Source organism: Vibrio sp. 1727 (assembly GCF_033344415.1).
In the GTDB taxonomy this organism is placed as follows: Bacteria; Pseudomonadota; Gammaproteobacteria; order Enterobacterales; family Vibrionaceae; genus Vibrio; species Vibrio alginolyticus.
The window spans coordinates 28,401-46,206 of record NZ_JAWPOT010000032.1; the positions used below are offsets into that span (position 1 = coordinate 28,401).

General features: G+C 44.3%; 14 protein-coding genes. 6 read left to right on the top strand and 8 right to left on the bottom strand.

The genetic code is table 11. From position 1 onward, the window contains the following. Positions 1 to 146 precede the first annotated feature (146 nt). The gene (locus tag R8O10_RS21815; RefSeq protein ID WP_318191728.1) at positions 147 to 956 is read left to right on the top strand and encodes a hypothetical protein; all 810 of its coding nucleotides are present in this window, start codon (positions 147 to 149) and stop codon (positions 954 to 956) included. Positions 957 to 1,066: 110 nt separating this feature from the next. On the opposite strand, the gene fadR is transcribed toward R8O10_RS21815, so the two are convergent. After that, complete coding sequence (gene fadR / locus R8O10_RS21820) at positions 1,067 to 1,906, bottom strand: fatty acid metabolism transcriptional regulator FadR (protein WP_005380824.1); 840 nt, start codon at positions 1,904 to 1,906, stop codon at positions 1,067 to 1,069. A gap of 639 nt (positions 1,907 to 2,545) precedes the next feature. Here fadR and nhaB point away from each other — a divergent pair. Together nhaB and dsbB are read left to right on the top strand one after the other, a co-directional pair. Beyond that, complete coding sequence (nhaB, locus tag R8O10_RS21825) at positions 2,546 to 4,132, top strand: Na(+)/H(+) antiporter NhaB (protein ID WP_154205151.1); 1,587 nt, start codon at positions 2,546 to 2,548, stop codon at positions 4,130 to 4,132. A gap of 83 nt (positions 4,133 to 4,215) precedes the next feature. Further along, entirely contained in the window at positions 4,216 to 4,752 is a 537-nt protein-coding gene (gene dsbB / locus R8O10_RS21830) for a disulfide bond formation protein DsbB (protein WP_017821379.1), read from the top strand. Between the two features lie 79 nt (positions 4,753 to 4,831). Here dsbB and R8O10_RS21835 read toward each other — a convergent pair whose 3' ends face one another. After that, positions 4,832 to 5,449 carry a YecA family protein gene (locus tag R8O10_RS21835; protein ID WP_318191729.1) on the bottom strand — a complete coding sequence of 206 codons (618 nt, stop codon included), beginning with the start codon at positions 5,447 to 5,449 and terminating at the stop codon, positions 4,832 to 4,834. A 170-nt stretch (positions 5,450 to 5,619) separates the two neighbouring features. Between R8O10_RS21835 and dusC the strand changes: the two genes are divergently transcribed. Continuing rightward, the gene (gene dusC / locus R8O10_RS21840) at positions 5,620 to 6,579 is read left to right on the top strand and encodes a tRNA dihydrouridine(16) synthase DusC (RefSeq protein ID WP_167415359.1); all 960 of its coding nucleotides are present in this window, start codon (positions 5,620 to 5,622) and stop codon (positions 6,577 to 6,579) included. 51 nt (positions 6,580 to 6,630) lie between these two features. On the opposite strand, the gene R8O10_RS21845 is transcribed toward dusC, so the two are convergent. The 6 genes from R8O10_RS21845 to yfbV all read right to left on the bottom strand — a co-directional run bounded on the left by R8O10_RS21845 (position 6,631) and on the right by yfbV (position 13,883). Then, on the bottom strand, positions 6,631 to 8,091 hold the full coding sequence (locus R8O10_RS21845) for a sensor domain-containing diguanylate cyclase (protein WP_005387278.1): 1,461 nt from the start codon (positions 8,089 to 8,091) through the stop codon (positions 6,631 to 6,633). Positions 8,092 to 8,265: 174 nt separating this feature from the next. Further along, positions 8,266 to 10,092, bottom strand: a complete 1,827-nt coding sequence (gene malZ, locus R8O10_RS21850; protein ID WP_025767213.1) for a maltodextrin glucosidase — start codon at positions 10,090 to 10,092, stop codon at positions 8,266 to 8,268. 141 nt (positions 10,093 to 10,233) lie between these two features. Then, a complete protein-coding gene (locus R8O10_RS21855) occupies positions 10,234 to 11,028 on the bottom strand; it encodes an ABC transporter ATP-binding protein (protein WP_005387275.1) in 795 nt (264 codons plus the stop codon). Beyond that, positions 11,025 to 11,960, bottom strand: coding sequence for an ABC transporter permease (locus R8O10_RS21860; RefSeq protein WP_318191730.1), 936 nt, complete (start codon positions 11,958 to 11,960; stop codon positions 11,025 to 11,027). The genes R8O10_RS21855 and R8O10_RS21860 overlap by 4 nt, the downstream gene beginning before the upstream one ends. Before the next feature lie 174 nt (positions 11,961 to 12,134). Further along, complete coding sequence (locus R8O10_RS21865; RefSeq protein ID WP_017633858.1) at positions 12,135 to 13,100, bottom strand: ABC transporter substrate-binding protein; 966 nt, start codon at positions 13,098 to 13,100, stop codon at positions 12,135 to 12,137. A 330-nt stretch (positions 13,101 to 13,430) separates the two neighbouring features. Further along, complete coding sequence (gene yfbV / locus R8O10_RS21870) at positions 13,431 to 13,883, bottom strand: terminus macrodomain insulation protein YfbV (RefSeq protein ID WP_318191731.1); 453 nt, start codon at positions 13,881 to 13,883, stop codon at positions 13,431 to 13,433. Between the two features lie 347 nt (positions 13,884 to 14,230). Here yfbV and R8O10_RS21875 point away from each other — a divergent pair, with 347 nt between their 5' ends. Next, positions 14,231 to 15,427: an acetate kinase gene (locus tag R8O10_RS21875; protein ID WP_005380807.1), complete on the top strand. Its 1,197-nt coding sequence runs from the start codon at positions 14,231 to 14,233 to the stop codon at positions 15,425 to 15,427. A gap of 136 nt (positions 15,428 to 15,563) precedes the next feature. Next, on the top strand, positions 15,564 to 17,708 hold the full coding sequence (gene pta / locus R8O10_RS21880) for a phosphate acetyltransferase (RefSeq protein ID WP_005380805.1): 2,145 nt from the start codon (positions 15,564 to 15,566) through the stop codon (positions 17,706 to 17,708). Positions 17,709 to 17,806: the final 98 nt, after the last annotated feature.

The following is a 17,806-nucleotide window of genomic DNA, read 5'->3' on the forward strand; positions in this document are numbered from 1 at the left end:
ATTCACACTTTTGGGGAATTTGTGCACCAAACTTGTACAGCATCTTTCCCGTCACAAGCCTAACTCACTGTTTTAGTAGAAGTTAATTAGTGGCATCAAAACTGCAATCTTCCTTGTTAGGTCCAAACACTAACAAGGAGTTGGTTATGTTTGTTTTGATTTCCACACTATTGTCCATCGCTATTTTAGCCGGAATATATCACTTATCTTCTAAACGAGAGCAGCAACATGCGCGCAAATATCAGCTGTTAACATTGTTGCGAGATGTTGTTCACCTTCTGAGACACCACCGAGCTGCTACTCACTACTCGCTTCAATTCCAACAAAACGATCAACAAAAATTGGACGCTCTTCATGATGCTCTGACTAACAAGCTGCATCTTTTAGTCGAAACATCACGGTTTGAAAACAAACCCATGTATCGCGTATTACAGATTAAAGTAGGGAAACTACTTGAACAATGGAATGACCATAGTGTTGCAAGAAACCAGATGGAGCATGGTAAGTTAATTCGTCATTGCTTGTTTTTGATGGATGAAGTAACCATCGCATGGCTAGCGGTTGAGCAAAGAGATGACTTGCATAATGAGTATCACATGAACTGGCAAAACATTATAGATAGCTTGGAGACCCTGACTCAGTTACGAATCAGCATTCAAGATTTAGGAGAACAAGGCGGAAATGAGCGTTTCAAAAACTATGCATCGGTCATGATGCGTAAGCTAAACCAACTAGCGGTTATCGCTCCACTTAGCATTACCTCTCCTGCTTCCACGCGCTCAATACAGACGCTAAATGAATACGTGACAGGGAGTCATGTCGACTTAACAGAAGCAGAGCTTTATGGCGTCACATCGGACTTGTCATTGACCATCTTCAATACTTACGACCATGTCCTTTCAGATGTCGTAGAGTCATTATATCTACCGTTACCCAGACTCTCGCTAGCAGGATAAACGTTCCATGCCTTATTATTGGTGCTTGGTCCGTCGCCGACTTATAAATAAAAACAAAAAAACCGCAGGCCTAAGGCACTGCGGTTTTCGTTTATCCAACTTGTCAGCGCTTAGCTGTCGTCTTCCGTGAAGTTCGTTGGTAATTGCTTTTTCATTTCGTTCCAGATCAACGCACTTTCCATACCATAATGACGAATCACTACTGGTAGTTGTTCACGCTGGCCACTTTCACAAGTTTCGAGCAATTGATGGTAAAACTTCAGAGCTAGCTCACGAGAAGCTGGATTTGAGAAGTAGTAGCTACCGACACGATCGTAGAGCTTCTTCAAACCATTAAAGATCAAACCGTAAATTTGATTTCCTGAATGGAATGCTAGGCGCTGGAAAAGCATATAATCGTAAAAGTTGAACGTTTTAGCAATCAAGATTTCTTGACGCTTCGCTTCATCTTTCTCGTTATCTTCTTTCACATTCTGCAGAACTTTTTCAGCATACGGCGAAGAAGCGATGAATTCGTCCCAGGAAGCCGCATTCATTAAAGCTTCACAAGATTCGATTACGTTCTTAATTGTACGCTCAGAGCTCTCTTTGTTCGCTTTAAATGCATAGCGCATAAAGATAGGACTGATGTTAGTACGTGCCGCAAGCAGATCTTCTACAATGTTTGTCGCATTATCAACGTCTAGCGTCATTAAAGTATCCAAAATATGCAGACCAGAGGTCTCCATAAATTGGTTAACTTTCGTAGGTTTGCCGTGCTGGATAGTCAGCCATCCATCACGGGCTAGTCGTTGAAGAACCTCTCTTAAAGTCGTTCGAGTAACACCAATCAGTTCGGACAGCTCGCGCTCAGCAGGTAAAATTGAGCCTGGAGGAAAACGGCCGTTCCAAATGCTCTCGATAATATATTTTTCTGCGAATCCCGCAGGGCTTTTCGCCTTTATGACCATTCTACTTTTTATCCAATATTGATTTCTGAGGGTCGATACTACTCATCATACCACTACTTAGCGGTTTGAGAAAATTTACGATCAATAGTGGAAACGACTCCATAACATAGAGTTAATACTCTATATGTTGTGTCAATTTAAGAGGCTCTAACATGCGAGCGAAAGCAGTAAAATATGAATTTTCATTTAATTAAACAGCTCACAAATCTCGGAGAAATAAAGACAACCGTGTCACATTTTTATATTCAAAATATGAAAAATTACTTTGTATATCACAGTTAATATTCTTTCTTAATTTGCCTTTTCTCGTCACTGACCGTCATTTAAAATCCAAGAGGATTTTTTTAAGACTTTCATGGTATAGTAACGCCGTTTTGATCGCGTTATTACATTTAAAAAGTCATTTTAGTCGGTAGCATCACGTTTTGTTATTGACTAATAAATGCCTGAGTGTAGAGTTTGCGGTCGAAAGTGAGCGGTGCTTGAGTTCAGGGGAAGTAACTTGGCAAGACTACAATAAACAAAGGATTGTTGTTTTACTAAGTTATTGTTTTTAAAGACTAGTTAATAAGTCTAACAAACAGATACTTAAGCACTATTGTAGTGTCTATTCATAATTTTGTTATAAAGAGAATTATCATGCCGATATCGCTCGGAAACGCTTTTATCAAGAACTTCCTTGGTAAAGCGCCTGATTGGTACAAAGTTGCCATTATAGCCTTCTTAATAATTAACCCGATTGTATTCTTCCTAATAAACCCATTTGTAGCTGGATGGTTGTTGGTCGCTGAATTTATTTTCACGCTAGCAATGGCATTAAAATGCTACCCATTACAACCTGGCGGTTTACTTGCTATTGAAGCCATTGCTATCGGCATGACTAGCCCTGCGCAAGTTAAGCACGAATTAGTAGCAAATATCGAAGTACTGCTACTTCTGGTATTTATGGTTGCGGGCATCTACTTCATGAAGCAGCTATTGCTGTTCATTTTTACCAAAATTTTACTTGGCATTCGCTCTAAAACCCTACTATCACTCGCGTTCTGCTTTGCTGCGGCATTTTTGTCTGCATTTTTGGATGCCTTGACGGTTATCGCCGTTGTTATCAGCGTGGCGATCGGCTTTTACTCTATCTATCACAAAGTAGCGTCTGGTAACCCTATCGGTGACCATGACCATACACAAGATGACACGATCACTGAACTAACGCGTGATGACTTAGAAAACTATCGTGCCTTTTTGCGCTCTTTGTTGATGCATGCTGGTGTAGGTACTGCCTTAGGTGGCGTAACCACGATGGTTGGTGAACCTCAAAACTTAATTATTGCAGACCAAGCGGGTTGGTTATTTGGTGAATTCCTAATCCGTATGTCTCCAGTGACACTACCTGTATTTTTCTGTGGTCTCGTCACTTGTGCTTTAGTTGAAAAGCTTAAAGTGTTTGGCTACGGCGCAAAGCTTCCTAACAACGTTCGTCAGATCCTCGTCGATTTTGACCGTGAAGAGCGTAAAACGCGAACAAATCAAGATGTCGCAAAACTCTGGGTTCAAGGTCTTATTGCGGTTTGGTTGATCGTTGCACTCGCTTTGCACTTAGCGGCTGTCGGCTTAATTGGCCTTTCTGTGATCATATTAGCGACCGCATTTACTGGTGTCATTGAAGAGCACTCCATGGGGAAAGCGTTTGAAGAGGCCCTGCCCTTCACTGCACTGCTTGCAGTATTTTTCTCGATCGTTGCCGTAATCATTGACCAAGAGCTGTTTAAACCAGTCATCGATGCGGTGCTTGCCGTTGAAGATAAAGGTACTCAGCTAGCTCTGTTCTATGTGGCGAATGGCTTATTATCTATGGTGTCGGATAACGTGTTCGTTGGTACGGTTTACATCAATGAAGTAAAAACTGCACTCATTGAGGGTCTCATTACTCGTGATCAGTTCGACTTACTGGCGGTGGCAATCAATACTGGTACTAACCTGCCTTCTGTTGCAACGCCAAACGGTCAAGCGGCATTCCTATTCTTACTCACATCGGCTCTCGCTCCATTAATTCGTCTGTCTTACGGTCGAATGGTTATCATGGCGCTGCCTTACACCGTCGTTCTTGCGATTGTCGGTCTGATGGGAATCATGTTCTTCCTAGAGCCTGCAACAGCTTCTTTCTACGAAGCTGGTTGGATTTTACCTCATAGTGGTGATCTGACTCCCGTAGTATCCGGTGGTCACTAAAATTTGAGTTGATTAGGAAACTTATCCACGATAAAAAGCTCTGAGTATTCAGAGCTTTTTCTATTTCAGACAGGAACAAAAACGTGACTATTTTAAATTCACTTAACCAGTTTTCAAAGGGACGTTTATCGTGGCTACTGCTTCTGCTATTTGTCGTTTTCTTTGAAGCATGTGCCCTCTATTTTCAGCACGTCATGATGCTTGCACCATGTGTCATGTGTATTTATGAAAGAGTCGCGATGATGGGAGTGGGCGTCGCTGCAATGGTTGGTATATTGGCACCCAAGAACCCAATTTTCCGCTGGCTAGGTTTGATAGGCTGGGGATTAAGTGCTTACAAGGGTTTGTTACTTGCGATGCAGCACGTTGACTACCAGTTTAATCCATCACCATTCGCGACTTGCGATTTATTCGTCACATTCCCTAGCTGGGCTCCGCTCAATCAGTGGGTTCCTTGGATGTTTGAAGCATATGGTGATTGCTCTAAGGTTGTATGGCAGTTCCTTGATTTATCAATGCCACAATGGTTAGTCGTAATTTTTGCAGGCAATTTAATCGCTTTGGCATTAATTGTAATTGCACAATTCTTCCCTGCAAAACGCGTTAATCCAATTCGTTAATCCTACTGACGCGTAAAAATTAACAAAAAGCCGACCATCTGGTCGGCTTTTTGTTAAGTGGATAGCGCGGCGATTCGATTTAGCCGCGTGATTGACCACAGCACTGCTTGAATTTTTTTCCGCTCTCACAAGGACAGGGATCATTGCGCCCGATACCTTTGAATGGGTTTAGGCTTTGAGCTTTATTGCCTACCATCAACTCATCCGCGCCCAGCGCGACTTCACCGACCATTAAATCAAGCTGATCGACTAAATCTGTCAGGGCCGGTGGCGTTTCAATACCTGCGTCGCGCATCTGTTGCTGCGTTGCTGGCTCATCGATAGCCAGCATCAAAGTGGTCAGTAATGCTTGCAACATACGCTGTAATCCATCATTGAGCTCAACGTCTTGCCACTGCTCTTCAATCATTGGCCAAACAGACATAAAGCCTTCGGCAAAATCAGCAAGTTGTTCAGGTTCTTTGCCTGTTAGCTCTAGCACGGAATATTCGTTTCGTTGAATTCGGTTATGCTGCTTGTGAATTTGCTCTTCCACAGCTGGTTGAGTCGCTTTGAATCCCTCACCTAATAGCGGCTCTAACCACTTTTCAGGAGCGAGTGGTTTTGTCGTCAGATTCGCAGCTAACACTGCGCCTTCGATAAATAGGCAAGATTCATCGACGTGAACTTCACCTTTTTCAATCAATGTGTATTGCATGACATCTGGTTTCCCATAAATTTGGCGGCATTATACCTCAGAGCTCAAAAGCAAGTAACCTAACGTTGTGTGTTTGACGGCATTGGGCTCTTCGAGTCTTTTAATGACAAACTTAACTTACATCGCTACAATCGCCCTCTTTTTTACCACCAAACTGTATTAGGCAAGCTATGCGAGTTGTACTAGGCCCAATGGAAGGCGTTTTAGATCATTTGATGCGCCAAATCCTGACCGAGATAAACGACTATGACCTGTGTGTTACGGAGTTTGTTCGCGTAATCGACCAGCTATTACCCGATCATGTGTTTCACCGTTTATGCCCAGAGCTGTTGCAAGGTTCTCAGACTGCATCTGGTGTGCCAGTACATGTGCAATTGTTGGGACAAGAACCGAACTGGATGGCTGAGAACGCAATTAAAGCGGCAAATCTTGGCGCAAGAGGCATTGATATAAACTTTGGTTGCCCAGCCAAAATGGTCAACAAAAGTAAAGGTGGAGCAGCGCTACTCCAACATCCAGAGCTCATTCACCGTGTGGTTAAAGCTTGTCGAGAAGCCGTTCCAGAAGCCATTCCCGTAACTGCAAAAATTCGTCTTGGCTGGGAAAACCCTGAAGATTGCTTTGAAATTGTCGATGCCATTCAGTCTGCTGGCGCAAATGAATTGACCGTACACGCACGTACTAAACAAGGTGGTTATAAAGCTTCTGAGATAAAATGGGATTACATCAACCAAATTCGCGAACGTTTCTATATCCCACTGATAGCGAATGGTGAAATTTGGAATTATGAAGACGGTCAACGTTGCATTGAAACGACTGGCGTTAACTCTTTGATGGTGTGCCGAGGCGCTTTCAATATCCCTAACTTAGGCAATATGGTAAAACATAACCACCAGCCAATGTCATGGCCCGAGGTGGTTGAGTTGCTCATCTATTACTCCAAGTTTGAGATGAAAGGCGATAAAGGCTTGTATTACCCAAACCGCGTAAAACAATGGTTCTCTTATTTGCGTCAGGCTTATCCTGAAGCAAAAGACCTATTTAGAGAAATCAGAACGTTCAATAAAGCCGCACCAATTGTTGAGCATATTCAACGCTACCGCGATGACTTAAACTCTCAGGTTGCATAACTCCCGAACACAAAAAAGGACGAATATCTCGTCCTTTTTTGTACCTAAATCCTAGTAACAGATCTTATTTTTGCCGGTACTTTTGGCTTGATATAACTTTTCATCCGCCGCTTTAAACAATTCATCAAAGTTCTCTACTCGGCTCTCTTTACTAAACACCACACCGCCAGAGATCGTAAAGCCTTCTTTCGTTACGCGTATCGAGCGCTCATCTATGGCTTTTTTTACTCTGTCTAAAATGAGTTTAATGCCTTCTGAATCTTCGTCATAAATCGCTAAAACGAATTCTTCGCCACCAAACCTTGAGGCAACATCGGTATGGCGAATATTTTCACGTATACATTTTGCAACAAGCTGAATTGCAGAATCACCGACATCATGACCATAGGTGTCGTTGATCTTCTTGAAGTTATCAATATCGAACACTGCTAAAGCAACCTGTTTTTTTGTCATCTTATTACGCCACACGGTTTGCATACCTCGACGATTCAATAAGCTGGTCATTGGGTCTCTTGCTGCCAGTTCTTTAAAGTAACGTCGCTCGCTATGCATATTCACATAGAACAAGACGACGGTACTCAGCACGTAAATAAATAGTGCGACAATAAGGCTGTATTTTTCAAAAACCGCTAGGTTCTTAGCTTCATCCCAAAGGTTGTACTCGTAGTACATGCTGTGATTCGCACTCAATCGCTCTAACTCGACTGGTTTGATTCGTGTACTGTTTGAAGGAATGGATTGTAAATTGGAAACCAAATGAAACTGACCTACAAGACCTAGCGACGAAGCCATAAGCGTATTGATGTCAAAATCAATAGACAAAACACCTTGGTGTTCTCCTTTCTCATAGACGGGTACCGTCATACTAATGACTTGACCTTCCATCGAGTCCAACACAGGCCCTGGTCCAGCCAAGGTAATGTTCACTTTATCTTGCGCGGTTTTTTGCCAAAAAGGTCGGGCTTTTAGCGTTGACAAAAGCTCTCTTGTGAAATTTTTTGCGTAGGTATCTGGTGAGGAGATAACGTAACCGCGCTTGTCAATGTAATGGATTCCAACAATGTGCGATTCAATATCGTGCAGAAATGACAATGACGGCGCAAAACCCGCCTTTTGTTCAGCTAACTGGTTAATCGTTGAACCTTGCTGACATAAGCTTTCGTCCCCTACGATCATATAATCAAGGTCAACCGCAGGTAACCCTTCACTATAAACACTTTCGAGTAATAACACATCTATAGGCCAAAGATAACAAAGCCCTTCTTTGACTAAAGAATTATGTTCTTCAAACAGTGGGTTAGCGTAATTGGTATAGTTGGTGAAGCTGTAATCTAAAGCCGTGAGTACTTTAATACCGCGAGACATTGCACGCTCGATACGCGAATACTCAGAATCGATATAGCGGTTAACCGCATCATAGTAATTTTTCGTTGTCACGAGTAAAACCACTACAAATAACGCCAGAGGAAAAAAGATGACAAATGAGAGGCTAAATCGCCTTTGGTTTACCATTGAGTACCATGCATATGAAAGGTCAATAGTCTCTTATGACTGCTATTAAATTGATACTCGTTATCTGGTGACGCATGCAATGCAGCACCAGATAACAAGAGACCAAACAAATGTGTGCGCGCTGTTTGAGACCGTTTATATATTAAAGGAGTTTAATCAATATAGAGTGTGGTGTCACTTTAGTCGCCATAATTTGCAGCTCTGTGCCGACATATTGACAGAGATATGACCTTTATAATCAACCTGTTCTGTGTCATCTAACAACGATATAACTTGGCTAACCTCCAAGCCCAGTTGCCACATAGGTAAATCGATTGAACATTCATTACCACTGAGATTAATCATAACAACGACTGCTTCACGACCCAGTACACGTGCGTACGCCAACTGGTTGTTAGTGCAATGCAGCCATTGAATACAGCCCGACTGTAAAGGCTTACATTGTTTACGTATCTTGATCCATTGTTGGTAAAGCGATAGCCATTGTGAACTTTCGATTTCATTCCAAGGAAAACAACGACGATTATCCGGGTCTAGACCTCCTTCTAGACCGACTTCACTCCCGTAGTAAATACAAGGCGTGCCAACGTAAGTCATAAGCATTGCTAGCGCGATGTTCATTTTACGCTTATCACCATCAACCAGTGTGATAAACCGAGCAGTATCGTGACTATCGAGTTGATTCAGCTGCGATAGCTGATTCGAAAATGGGATTTTTGCTCTGGCTTCGTCCAACCATACTTTAAACTCCAAACCATCAATGTTGATTGGATCGTACATAATGTCTTGTCGTGCGATAAAAGCTCGGACTGGATGAGCAAAACCGTAGTAGTTCATCGCCCCATCCTCTTGATCACCTTGCAACCACTGCGTTGCTTCAAAAAAGTGCTCACCTAACACATAAGCATTCGGGTTTACTGACTTAGTTGCATGACGAAACGCTGCCACATAATGAGCATTGTTTTTCGCGCCTTCCCCTTCGCCAAGCATATGGATTACATCAAACCGCCAGCCATCAACCAAGTACGGTGGCTTCAGCCAATACTTGATGACAGACTCTTCACTTTGGTAGATGTAGTCGCGCACCTGTTCATTTTCAAAGTTCAGAACCGGTAAGTTACCAATGCCTTTCCAACCCATGTAGTGATTGGTTTCGCCTTCGAAAAAGTAGTAATCACGGAACTTTGACTGCGGATTGCCATACGCTCCTTCTCCTTTTTGTTCGATATCAAACCAAGGATGATGCACTGACGTGTGGTTAAACACCGCGTCTAAGACAATCTTCATATTCTTACCACGGATTTTCTCACACAGTTCAGCAAACTGATCATTGGTGCCGAACATAGGGTCAACAGTGAAGTAATCAGTGGTGTCGTATTTATGATTACTTGGTGAAGAAAAGATCGGATTAAAATAAAGCGCAGTAACGCCGAGCTGTTCAAGATAGTCCAACTTTTGCTCCACACCTTTGAGGTCGCCGCCAAAGAATTCACGCGCCCCGGTATTTTGGTGAGAGCCTACCGCGTCTCCCCACGGCTTGACGATCGATGCAGAATCATACTGAGCATAAGCGTGGCGAATATCAGACTCACTTTTACTAGCAGAAAAACGGTCAGGAAAGATTTGATAGAAAACTTGCTCTTGGACCCAGCTTGGTGGTTGATGCTCTACATTCAACTTAAAGTGGAACTCTTTGGGTGGAATACGCTTTTGTACGCCTCGTGCATCGAGCCAGTATTGTTGTCCGTCTTTGAGGAGCTTAAACACATAATGCGTGACATCTCGATCTTGATTTGGTCGAAACGATGCCTCCCATAGTAATAATTCACCAGCCGTTCCTACTTGAGCCATGTCGACCAGATATTCTTCGTTGTCCGGCTCAATACGCACATAGACGGAATCAAAATCCAATGTCTCGGTTTTCAGTCTGACTGTAACTTGCTCGTCATTAAAAGCTAAACCATCAATAGTTTGACTATGAAAAATAAATGGCAGGTTCATTATGGGCACTCCTCGTCATCGGATATGCCACTATGTTATTGAAGAATTAGAGACAAGAAATCCTCCTTGCGAGTTGACATATCAGCCAATTTTCTCAAGGAGGATCACACTTAGTAGGCGTAGTGACTTGTCGGATACCGCTTAGTTCAACAAAAGACTGTCATCTGCCAGCTCTTCACCACGCACTTTGGAGAACATATCCAACAAGTCTGGTACTTGCATGTTAGCGCGCTGCTCTCCAGCCACATCAAGCACAATTTCACCTTGGTGAAGCATTACGGTCCTATCGCCACATGCTAATGCGTCTTTCATCGAATGCGTCACCATCATCACGGTTAAATCGAACTCATCGACAATACGTTTAGTTAAGTCGATAACAAACGCCGCCATACGAGGATCAAGCGCAGCCGTGTGTTCATCAAGCAACAACAACTTACTCTCCGATAACGTCGCCATCACAAGGCTAACGGCTTGTCGTTGTCCACCAGACAGCAACCCAATGCTATCGCCTAAGCGGTCTTCTAAACCAAGACCGAGGATGCTAATTCGCTCTTGGAACAGCTTACGACGTTTGGTAGAGAGCGCCAACCCCCAGCTGCGTTTTTTACCACGCATGTGCGCTAGAGCCATGTTCTCTTCTATCGTCAGTTCACCACAAGTCCCGGCCAATGGATCTTGAAACACTCGGGCGCATTGCGTCGCACGTTGGGCAACCGTCTGCTTGGTGACGTCTTTGCCATCAATGATCACCTGACCACCTATCATCGGCGTCTCACCTGTCACCGCACCAAGCAACGTCGATTTTCCTGCGCCATTAGAACCAATCACGGTAAGAAATTGATGCTCTGGAACCTCTAAAGAGACGCCTTTCAATGCACGATTTTCCAAAATCGTCCCAGGGTTGAACGTGACCTGAATATTATTTAGTTCGATCATAATGCCTCCCCAGAACCATTTTTTGATGCCGCTTGTTTAGCATCAGTAACGCGTTGTTTCGCTCTCATGCTCTGTTTTAGCTTTGGAGCAATAAGCGCCACAGCCACCAATACTGCGGTAACAAGGTTGAGGTCTGAAGCTTGTAAACCAAACATGCCAGAGCTCAAAGCGAAAGCCACTGCAAGGCGATAAAGTACCGAACCGATGATGACCGCAAATACCGCAACCCAAATCTTGCGCCCGGGAATAAGGGTCTGCCCCAAAATCACAGCTGCCAAACCAACGACAATGGTGCCCACGCCAGAGGTCACATCCGCAAAGCTGTTCGTTTGTGCAAACAACGCGCCTGCGAATCCCACAAACCCGTTGGATAAAGCCAAGCCAAAGTAGGTATAAAAGCCAGTGCTCGCCCCTTGCGCAGAAACCATACGCGCATTCACACCCGTGGCTCGTAAACCAAGACCAAAGTCGCTGTTCAGCAGGCGAATGACAAAGAGAGCGGAAAGAAGAACTAAGACCCCAACAACCAGAGGGCGAATAAACATCGCATCGCCCAATGCTTCAAACGGAGTGAGAATCGTATCCTCTCCAAGCAACGCCATATTAGGTTTGCCCATAATACGAATATTAATTGAAAATGCAGCGATCATGGTAAGAATGGAAGCTAACAGGTGTAAAATACCACACCGAACAGCCAGAAAAGCGGTTACCCACCCCGTCATACTACCAGCTATCATCGCCATTATTGTCGCAAGCCAAGGATTAATACCTGCGACAATCGCCGTTGCAGCCACCGCCGCTCCCATTGGAAAGCTGCCATCCACACTCAAATCGGGGAAATCGAGAACACGGAACGTAAGATACACACCCAGAGCGACTAGGCCATAAATCAAGCCAATTTCGAGTGCGCCAAAAAAAGCAAATGCAGACATAACTGCTCCTTTCTGCATGCTCAGGCTGGCTAATACCAACCTGAACTTAAGACTTCTAACGTATACTCCCCTTCTTCTCTAGCAGAATGCTCTACACGAGAAATCCGGCGAGTATCAATTTTGGGGCAAGCGTCTACCAACCAACGTGACAGGCTTAACCCCAAAAAGCGTTACTTATTGCATGCTTGTCGCACGTTCAACCACAGAACTTGGCAGCTTGATACCGAGCTTAGATGCTGCGCTTTCATTAATTACAAGGTCAGAGCCCGTCGCGACTTTTACATCCAGCTTGCCTGGTTCTTGACCATCAAGAATCGCCGCCACGTAATCCGCGGTTTGTACACCAACCTGGTAGTAGTCAAAACCTAAGCCTGCAATAGCACCCTTTTCGACATACGACGTCGCGCCACCAAATACAGGTTTCTTCGCTTGATTCGCTGCCACAATCATCCCTTCAATCGCACTTGCAACTGTATTGTCTGTTGGGGCGTAAAGAATGTCTGATTTCGCTGCAATCGCTTGAGTCGCAGACTGAACATCAGCACTTTTTAGTGCGGTCGCTTCAACCACTTGTATGCCTTTTGCTTTTGCGCTTTCTTTTAATAATTCAACTAAAGTCACGGCATTAGCTTCACCGGGATTAAATACAACCCCGATGCTTTTCACCTGAGGAAGAATTTCTTGGATGAGATCGACATGCTGAGCAACGGGTGAAAGATCAGACAGGCCAGTTACGTTTTTGCCTGGTTGTTCCATCGACTTAACCAATTTCGCACCAACCGGATCTGTTACCGCAGTAAAGACAACAGGAATAGAGCGAGTAGCCGACACCAAAGCTTGTGCCGAAGGTGTCGCGATGCCAACTAACACATCAGGATTTTCACCGACGTACTGACGGGCAATTTGCACCGCAATCGCTGGATTACCCTGTGCGGTCTTATAATCAAATTCTAGATTTTTGCCTTCTTCGTAGCCTTTCGCTTTCAAACCATCAAGCAATCCTTGGCGCGTCGCGTCTAACGCCGGGTGTTCGACAATCTGTGAAACTGCGACAGTTGCAGTGGCGGCCAGTACATTGGTAGAAGAGAAAATAGCAGTAGCTGATAGAACGGCAGTGGCTAATAAACGTTTCGTTTTCATCATAACTCCTTGATGTGACTTCGTCCTTGTTTCACGAGCTTTCAATATGTGTATCGACTCGTGAATTCAAATGTTTGAAGGCGGTATTGTTGTGTTCATATAACTGTGCACTTCTTGCGCATCTTGTTTTTATTATTACTACTAAGTCTTAGTAAAGAAAAGAAAGATTTAACACTAAAGCAACATTTGTGATCGGGGGGACTTCTTCATCCGGAAAGAATCTTTGGTAAACAAAGCTTCGCTCGCTTCATCAACGACCGTCAAAGTAGGTAATAGAGGCAGGATCAAAAATGGAGCGGCCAGTGCACACTCCATTTCAAACAATTTAAATTAGGACCAACGCTCTAATGACGATTTATCGAGCTGGCGAAACGCTCGGTTCAGTATTATCGCAAGCTCTTTGTAACGAGGGCGAGCTTTGACAGGCTCTAATGCAAAACCTGTTTCCACAATTTTTTGATGCAACTCCCGATACCAAGAGGCCAAAGAAGGCGGCAATTTCGTGTTGGATCGAGCACCAAGCCACCAAATGCCTTGAAGTGGCAAGCTAATCGCAAACAAGGCAACAACAATGGATTGAGGTAACGCGTGGTAATTGTTGAATGCCATTTGAGTGAGTACGCTGATCGCAGCAACGGCCGGCATGACTTTAATGCCAAAGCGAGTCGCCTTAATGATACGCTGTTCCGGAAATATGGCGCTTAGCTCTTTACGAACTGGCCAGATCTCCATGTAATTCTGGCCATCTTTCAGGCTATGGATCAATCCGACTTTATTACTCATACCGCTCTCTCACTAAAAAATAGTTGAACATTTCAACTGAAGGTACAAAAAATTGATGAAAGTTAATATTCTTTCAAATTTTTTTTGTTATCATTGCTTATTATCGCTATCCTTTGCAGACCCTCAATCTCATTGTTGCTGTTATTTACAATTTAAGCAACTCCGAGATATCTATCTGCACGGATCGCATCATAGTGATGGAAGGGTTCATCACTATTTCTTTATATGGAATTAGAACAATTTTTGACCAGGATTAGTACGCAGCCTTCTGGGTATCGGCTATTCTTGTGATTAATTTTTCATTCTTTAACTGATTTTTTTATCAGACGAATAACAGGTAGTCATACATGTCTAAGCTAGTTTTAGTTTTAAACTGCGGTAGTTCTTCTCTTAAATTTGCCGTTGTTGATGCCGAGAACGGCGACGAGCACTTGTCAGGTCTTGCTGAGTGTCTTCACCTTCCTGAAGCTCGCATCAAGTGGAAACTTGATGGCAAGCACGAAGCTCAACTAGGCAATGGTGCAGCTCACGAAGAAGCACTAGCGTTTATGGTAGAAACTATTCTTGCTTCTAAGCCAGAGCTTAAAGCTAACCTAGGCGCAATCGGTCACCGTATCGTTCACGGCGGCGAGCAGTTCACTCAATCTGCACTAATTACTGATGAAGTTCTAAAAGGTATTCAAGACGCTGCAACATTTGCACCTCTTCATAACCCTGCTCACATCATCGGTATCGAAGCGGCTAAGAAAAACTTCCCAGAGCTGAAAAACGTTGCTGTATTTGACACTGCGTTCCACCAAACTATGCCTGAAGAGTCTTACCTATACGCTCTTCCATACAACCTATACAAAGAACACGGTATCCGTCGTTACGGCATGCACGGTACTTCTCACTTGTTCATCACTCGTGAAGTTGCAGGCCTACTAAACAAACCAGTTGAAGAAGTAAACATCATCAACTGTCACCTAGGTAACGGCGCATCTGTATGTGCGATCAAGAACGGTCAATCTGTAGACACTTCTATGGGTCTTACTCCACTTGAAGGTCTGGTAATGGGTACTCGCTGTGGCGACATCGACCCTGCTATCGTCTTCCACCTACACGACGCTCTAGGTTACTCTGTTGATCAAATCAACACGATGCTAACTAAAGAGTCTGGTCTTCAAGGTCTAACTGAAGTGACTTCTGACTGTCGTTTCGTTGAAGACAACTACGGTCAAAAAGAAGAAGCAACGCGCGCAATGGACGTGTTCTGTCACCGTCTAGCTAAATACGTTGCTGGCTACACTGCTTCAATGGAAGGCCGTCTAGACGCAATCACTTTCACTGGCGGTATCGGCGAGAACTCTGGCCCTATCCGTGAAATGGTTCTAAACCGTCTTGGCATCTTCGGTATCGAAGTAGATAGCGAAGCTAACCTTAAAGCTCGCTTCGGCGGCGAAGGCGTTATCACGACTGAAAACAGCCGTATCCCTGCAATGGTTATCTCTACTAACGAAGAGCTAGTCATCGCTGAAGACACTGCTCGCCTGACAGGTCTTTAATTGAATTCCTGGCTAGCCACTCGGCTAGCCAGATTTTCAATCAAACGAATTTCTTAGGGGCTCAACTCCTATTCTTCGAGCTTCATGGAATAAGAGTTGAGCTTTTATCCCCCAAATAGCTAAAGGTACTCTACGAATGTCTCGTACTATTATGCTTATCCCTACTAGCGCAGGCGTTGGCCTAACAAGCGTTAGCATGGGTGTTCTTCGCGCTATGGAGCGTAAAGGCGTTAAAGTTTCTTTCTACAAGCCAATCTGTCAGCCACGTTCAGGTGGTGATCAGCCAGATCTGACTTCAACTATCGTTGGTCGTAACAGCGATATGAAGATCGGTGAACCAATGGCGATGTCTGTTGCTGAAAGCCTAATCGGTAACGACAACATGGACGAGCTGCTAGAAACCGTTGTTGAACGTTACAACCAAATCAACAAAGACGCAGACGTTACGCTAATCGAAGGTCTTGTACCTACTCGTAAGCACCCATTTGCAAACCAAGTAAACGCGGAAATCGCGGCAACACTTGGTGCAGAAATCGTGCTAGTTGCGACTCCAGGTACTGATAACCCTGCGCAACTGAAAGAGCGTATCGAAGTAGCATGTTCTAACTTCGGCGGCACTAAAAACAAAAACATCTCTGGTGTTATCATCAACAAACTAAACGCTCCTGTTGACGAAGCTGGCCGTACTCGCCCTGACCTATCTGAAATCTTTGACGATGCAGACAGCGCGAAACAAAACGAATTGAAAGTGATGGAAATTTTCAACACTTCTCCAATTCGTGTACTAGGTTGTGTGCCATGGAGCATTGATCTGATTGCGACTCGTGCAATCGACATGGCTAAACACCTGAAAGCAGATATCATCAACGAAGGTGACATCAACACTCGTCGCATCAAGAGCATCACTTTCTGTGCACGTTCTCTGCCAAACATGATTGAGCACTTCAAACCGGGTTCTCTACTTGTTACTTCTGCAGACCGTCCTGATGTTATCGTTGCTGCTTCTCTTGCTGCAATGAACGGTGTGGATATTGGTGCAGTACTGCTAACTGGCGGTTACGATATCCCTAGCGAAATCGAAGGCCTATGTAAACCAGCATTCGACACTGGTCTACCTATCTTCAAAGCACAAGGTAACACTTGGCAAACGTCTCTAAACCTACAGAGCTTCAGCATCGAAGTACCTGCAGACGATAAAGAGCGTATCGAGTTCATCAACGAACACGTTGCTGGCCACATCGACGGTAACTGGATCGAGTCTATGACTGAAGGCACTCAGAAGTCTCGTCGTCTAAGCCCACCAGCGTTCCGTTACCAGCTAACTGAACTTGCTCGTAAAGCAGGTAAGCGTATCGTTCTTCCAGAAGGTGACGAACCACGCACAGTTAAAGCAGCGGCAATCTGTGCTGAACGCGGCATTGCAGACTGTGTACTTCTAGGTAACCCAGATGAAATCCGTCGCGTAGCGGCTCAACAAGGCGTTGAGCTAGGTACTGGTGTAACCATCATCGATGCAGATGCTGTTCGTGAAAACTACGTTGCTCGCCTAGTTGAGTTGCGCGGTGCGAAAGGCATGACTGAAGTTGTGGCTCGTGAGAAGCTACAAGATTCAGTATTCCTAGGCACAATGATGCTTGAGAACGACGAAGTTGACGGCCTAGTTTCTGGTGCTGTTCACACTACGGCGAACACTATCGTTCCTCCGTTCCAAATCATCAAGACGGCACCAAATGCGTCTATCGTATCTTCAGTATTCTTCATGCTTCTACCTGATCAAGTACTGGTTTACGGTGACTGTGCAATCAACCCAGATCCAACTGCTGAACAGCTTGCTGAAATCGCTATCCAATCTGCTGACTCTGCAGCAGCATTCGGTATCGAACCACGCGTTGCAATGATCTCTTACTCTACTGGTGAATCTGGTAAGGGTGCAGACGTTGATAAAGTACGTGAAGCAACAAAACTGGCTCAAGAGAAACGTCCTGATCTTATCATTGACGGTCCTCTGCAGTACGACGCTGCTATTATGGAAAACGTTGCTGCTTCTAAAGCACCAAACTCTCCAGTTGCAGGTAAAGCGACAGTATTTGTATTCCCAGACCTAAACACGGGTAACACAACTTACAAAGCGGTACAACGTTCAGCTGACCTAGTATCTATCGGTCCAATGCTGCAAGGTATGCGTAAGCCTGTAAACGACTTATCTCGTGGCGCGCTAGTAGACGACATCGTGTACACCATCGCTCTAACAGCTATCCAAGCAGACCAAGAAGCTAAATAATCGCTTCTGACATCTAGTTGGATGACCCGTCCTGATATGGGTTGACACTTTTTAACTAAAACGCTCGATGTACTTCATCGGGCGTTTTGTATTTTAAA

What these genes read in the sequence shown, in the direction of transcription:
- R8O10_RS21835 (WP_318191729.1), bottom strand. Translation starts at nt 5,449, where the DNA reads ATGCAATACACATTGATTGAAAAAGGTGAAGTTCACGTCGATGAATCT.
- R8O10_RS21875 (WP_005380807.1), top strand. Translation starts at nt 14,231, where the DNA reads ATGTCTAAGCTAGTTTTAGTTTTAAACTGCGGTAGTTCTTCTCTTAAA.
- pta (WP_005380805.1), top strand. Translation starts at nt 15,564, where the DNA reads ATGTCTCGTACTATTATGCTTATCCCTACTAGCGCAGGCGTTGGCCTA.
- yfbV (WP_318191731.1), bottom strand. Translation starts at nt 13,883, where the DNA reads ATGAGTAATAAAGTCGGATTGATCCATAGCCTGAAAGATGGCCAGAAT.
- R8O10_RS21845 (WP_005387278.1), bottom strand. Translation starts at nt 8,091, where the DNA reads ATGGTAAACCAAAGGCGATTTAGCCTCTCATTTGTCATCTTTTTTCCT.
- fadR (WP_005380824.1), bottom strand. Translation starts at nt 1,906, where the DNA reads ATGGTCATAAAGGCGAAAAGCCCTGCGGGATTCGCAGAAAAATATATT.
- R8O10_RS21865 (WP_017633858.1), bottom strand. Translation starts at nt 13,100, where the DNA reads ATGAAAACGAAACGTTTATTAGCCACTGCCGTTCTATCAGCTACTGCT.
- malZ (WP_025767213.1), bottom strand. Translation starts at nt 10,092, where the DNA reads ATGAACCTGCCATTTATTTTTCATAGTCAAACTATTGATGGTTTAGCT.
- R8O10_RS21860 (WP_318191730.1), bottom strand. Translation starts at nt 11,960, where the DNA reads ATGTCTGCATTTGCTTTTTTTGGCGCACTCGAAATTGGCTTGATTTAT.
- R8O10_RS21855 (WP_005387275.1), bottom strand. Translation starts at nt 11,028, where the DNA reads ATGATCGAACTAAATAATATTCAGGTCACGTTCAACCCTGGGACGATT.
- nhaB (WP_154205151.1), top strand. Translation starts at nt 2,546, where the DNA reads ATGCCGATATCGCTCGGAAACGCTTTTATCAAGAACTTCCTTGGTAAA.
- R8O10_RS21815 (WP_318191728.1), top strand. Translation starts at nt 147, where the DNA reads ATGTTTGTTTTGATTTCCACACTATTGTCCATCGCTATTTTAGCCGGA.
- dusC (WP_167415359.1), top strand. Translation starts at nt 5,620, where the DNA reads ATGCGAGTTGTACTAGGCCCAATGGAAGGCGTTTTAGATCATTTGATG.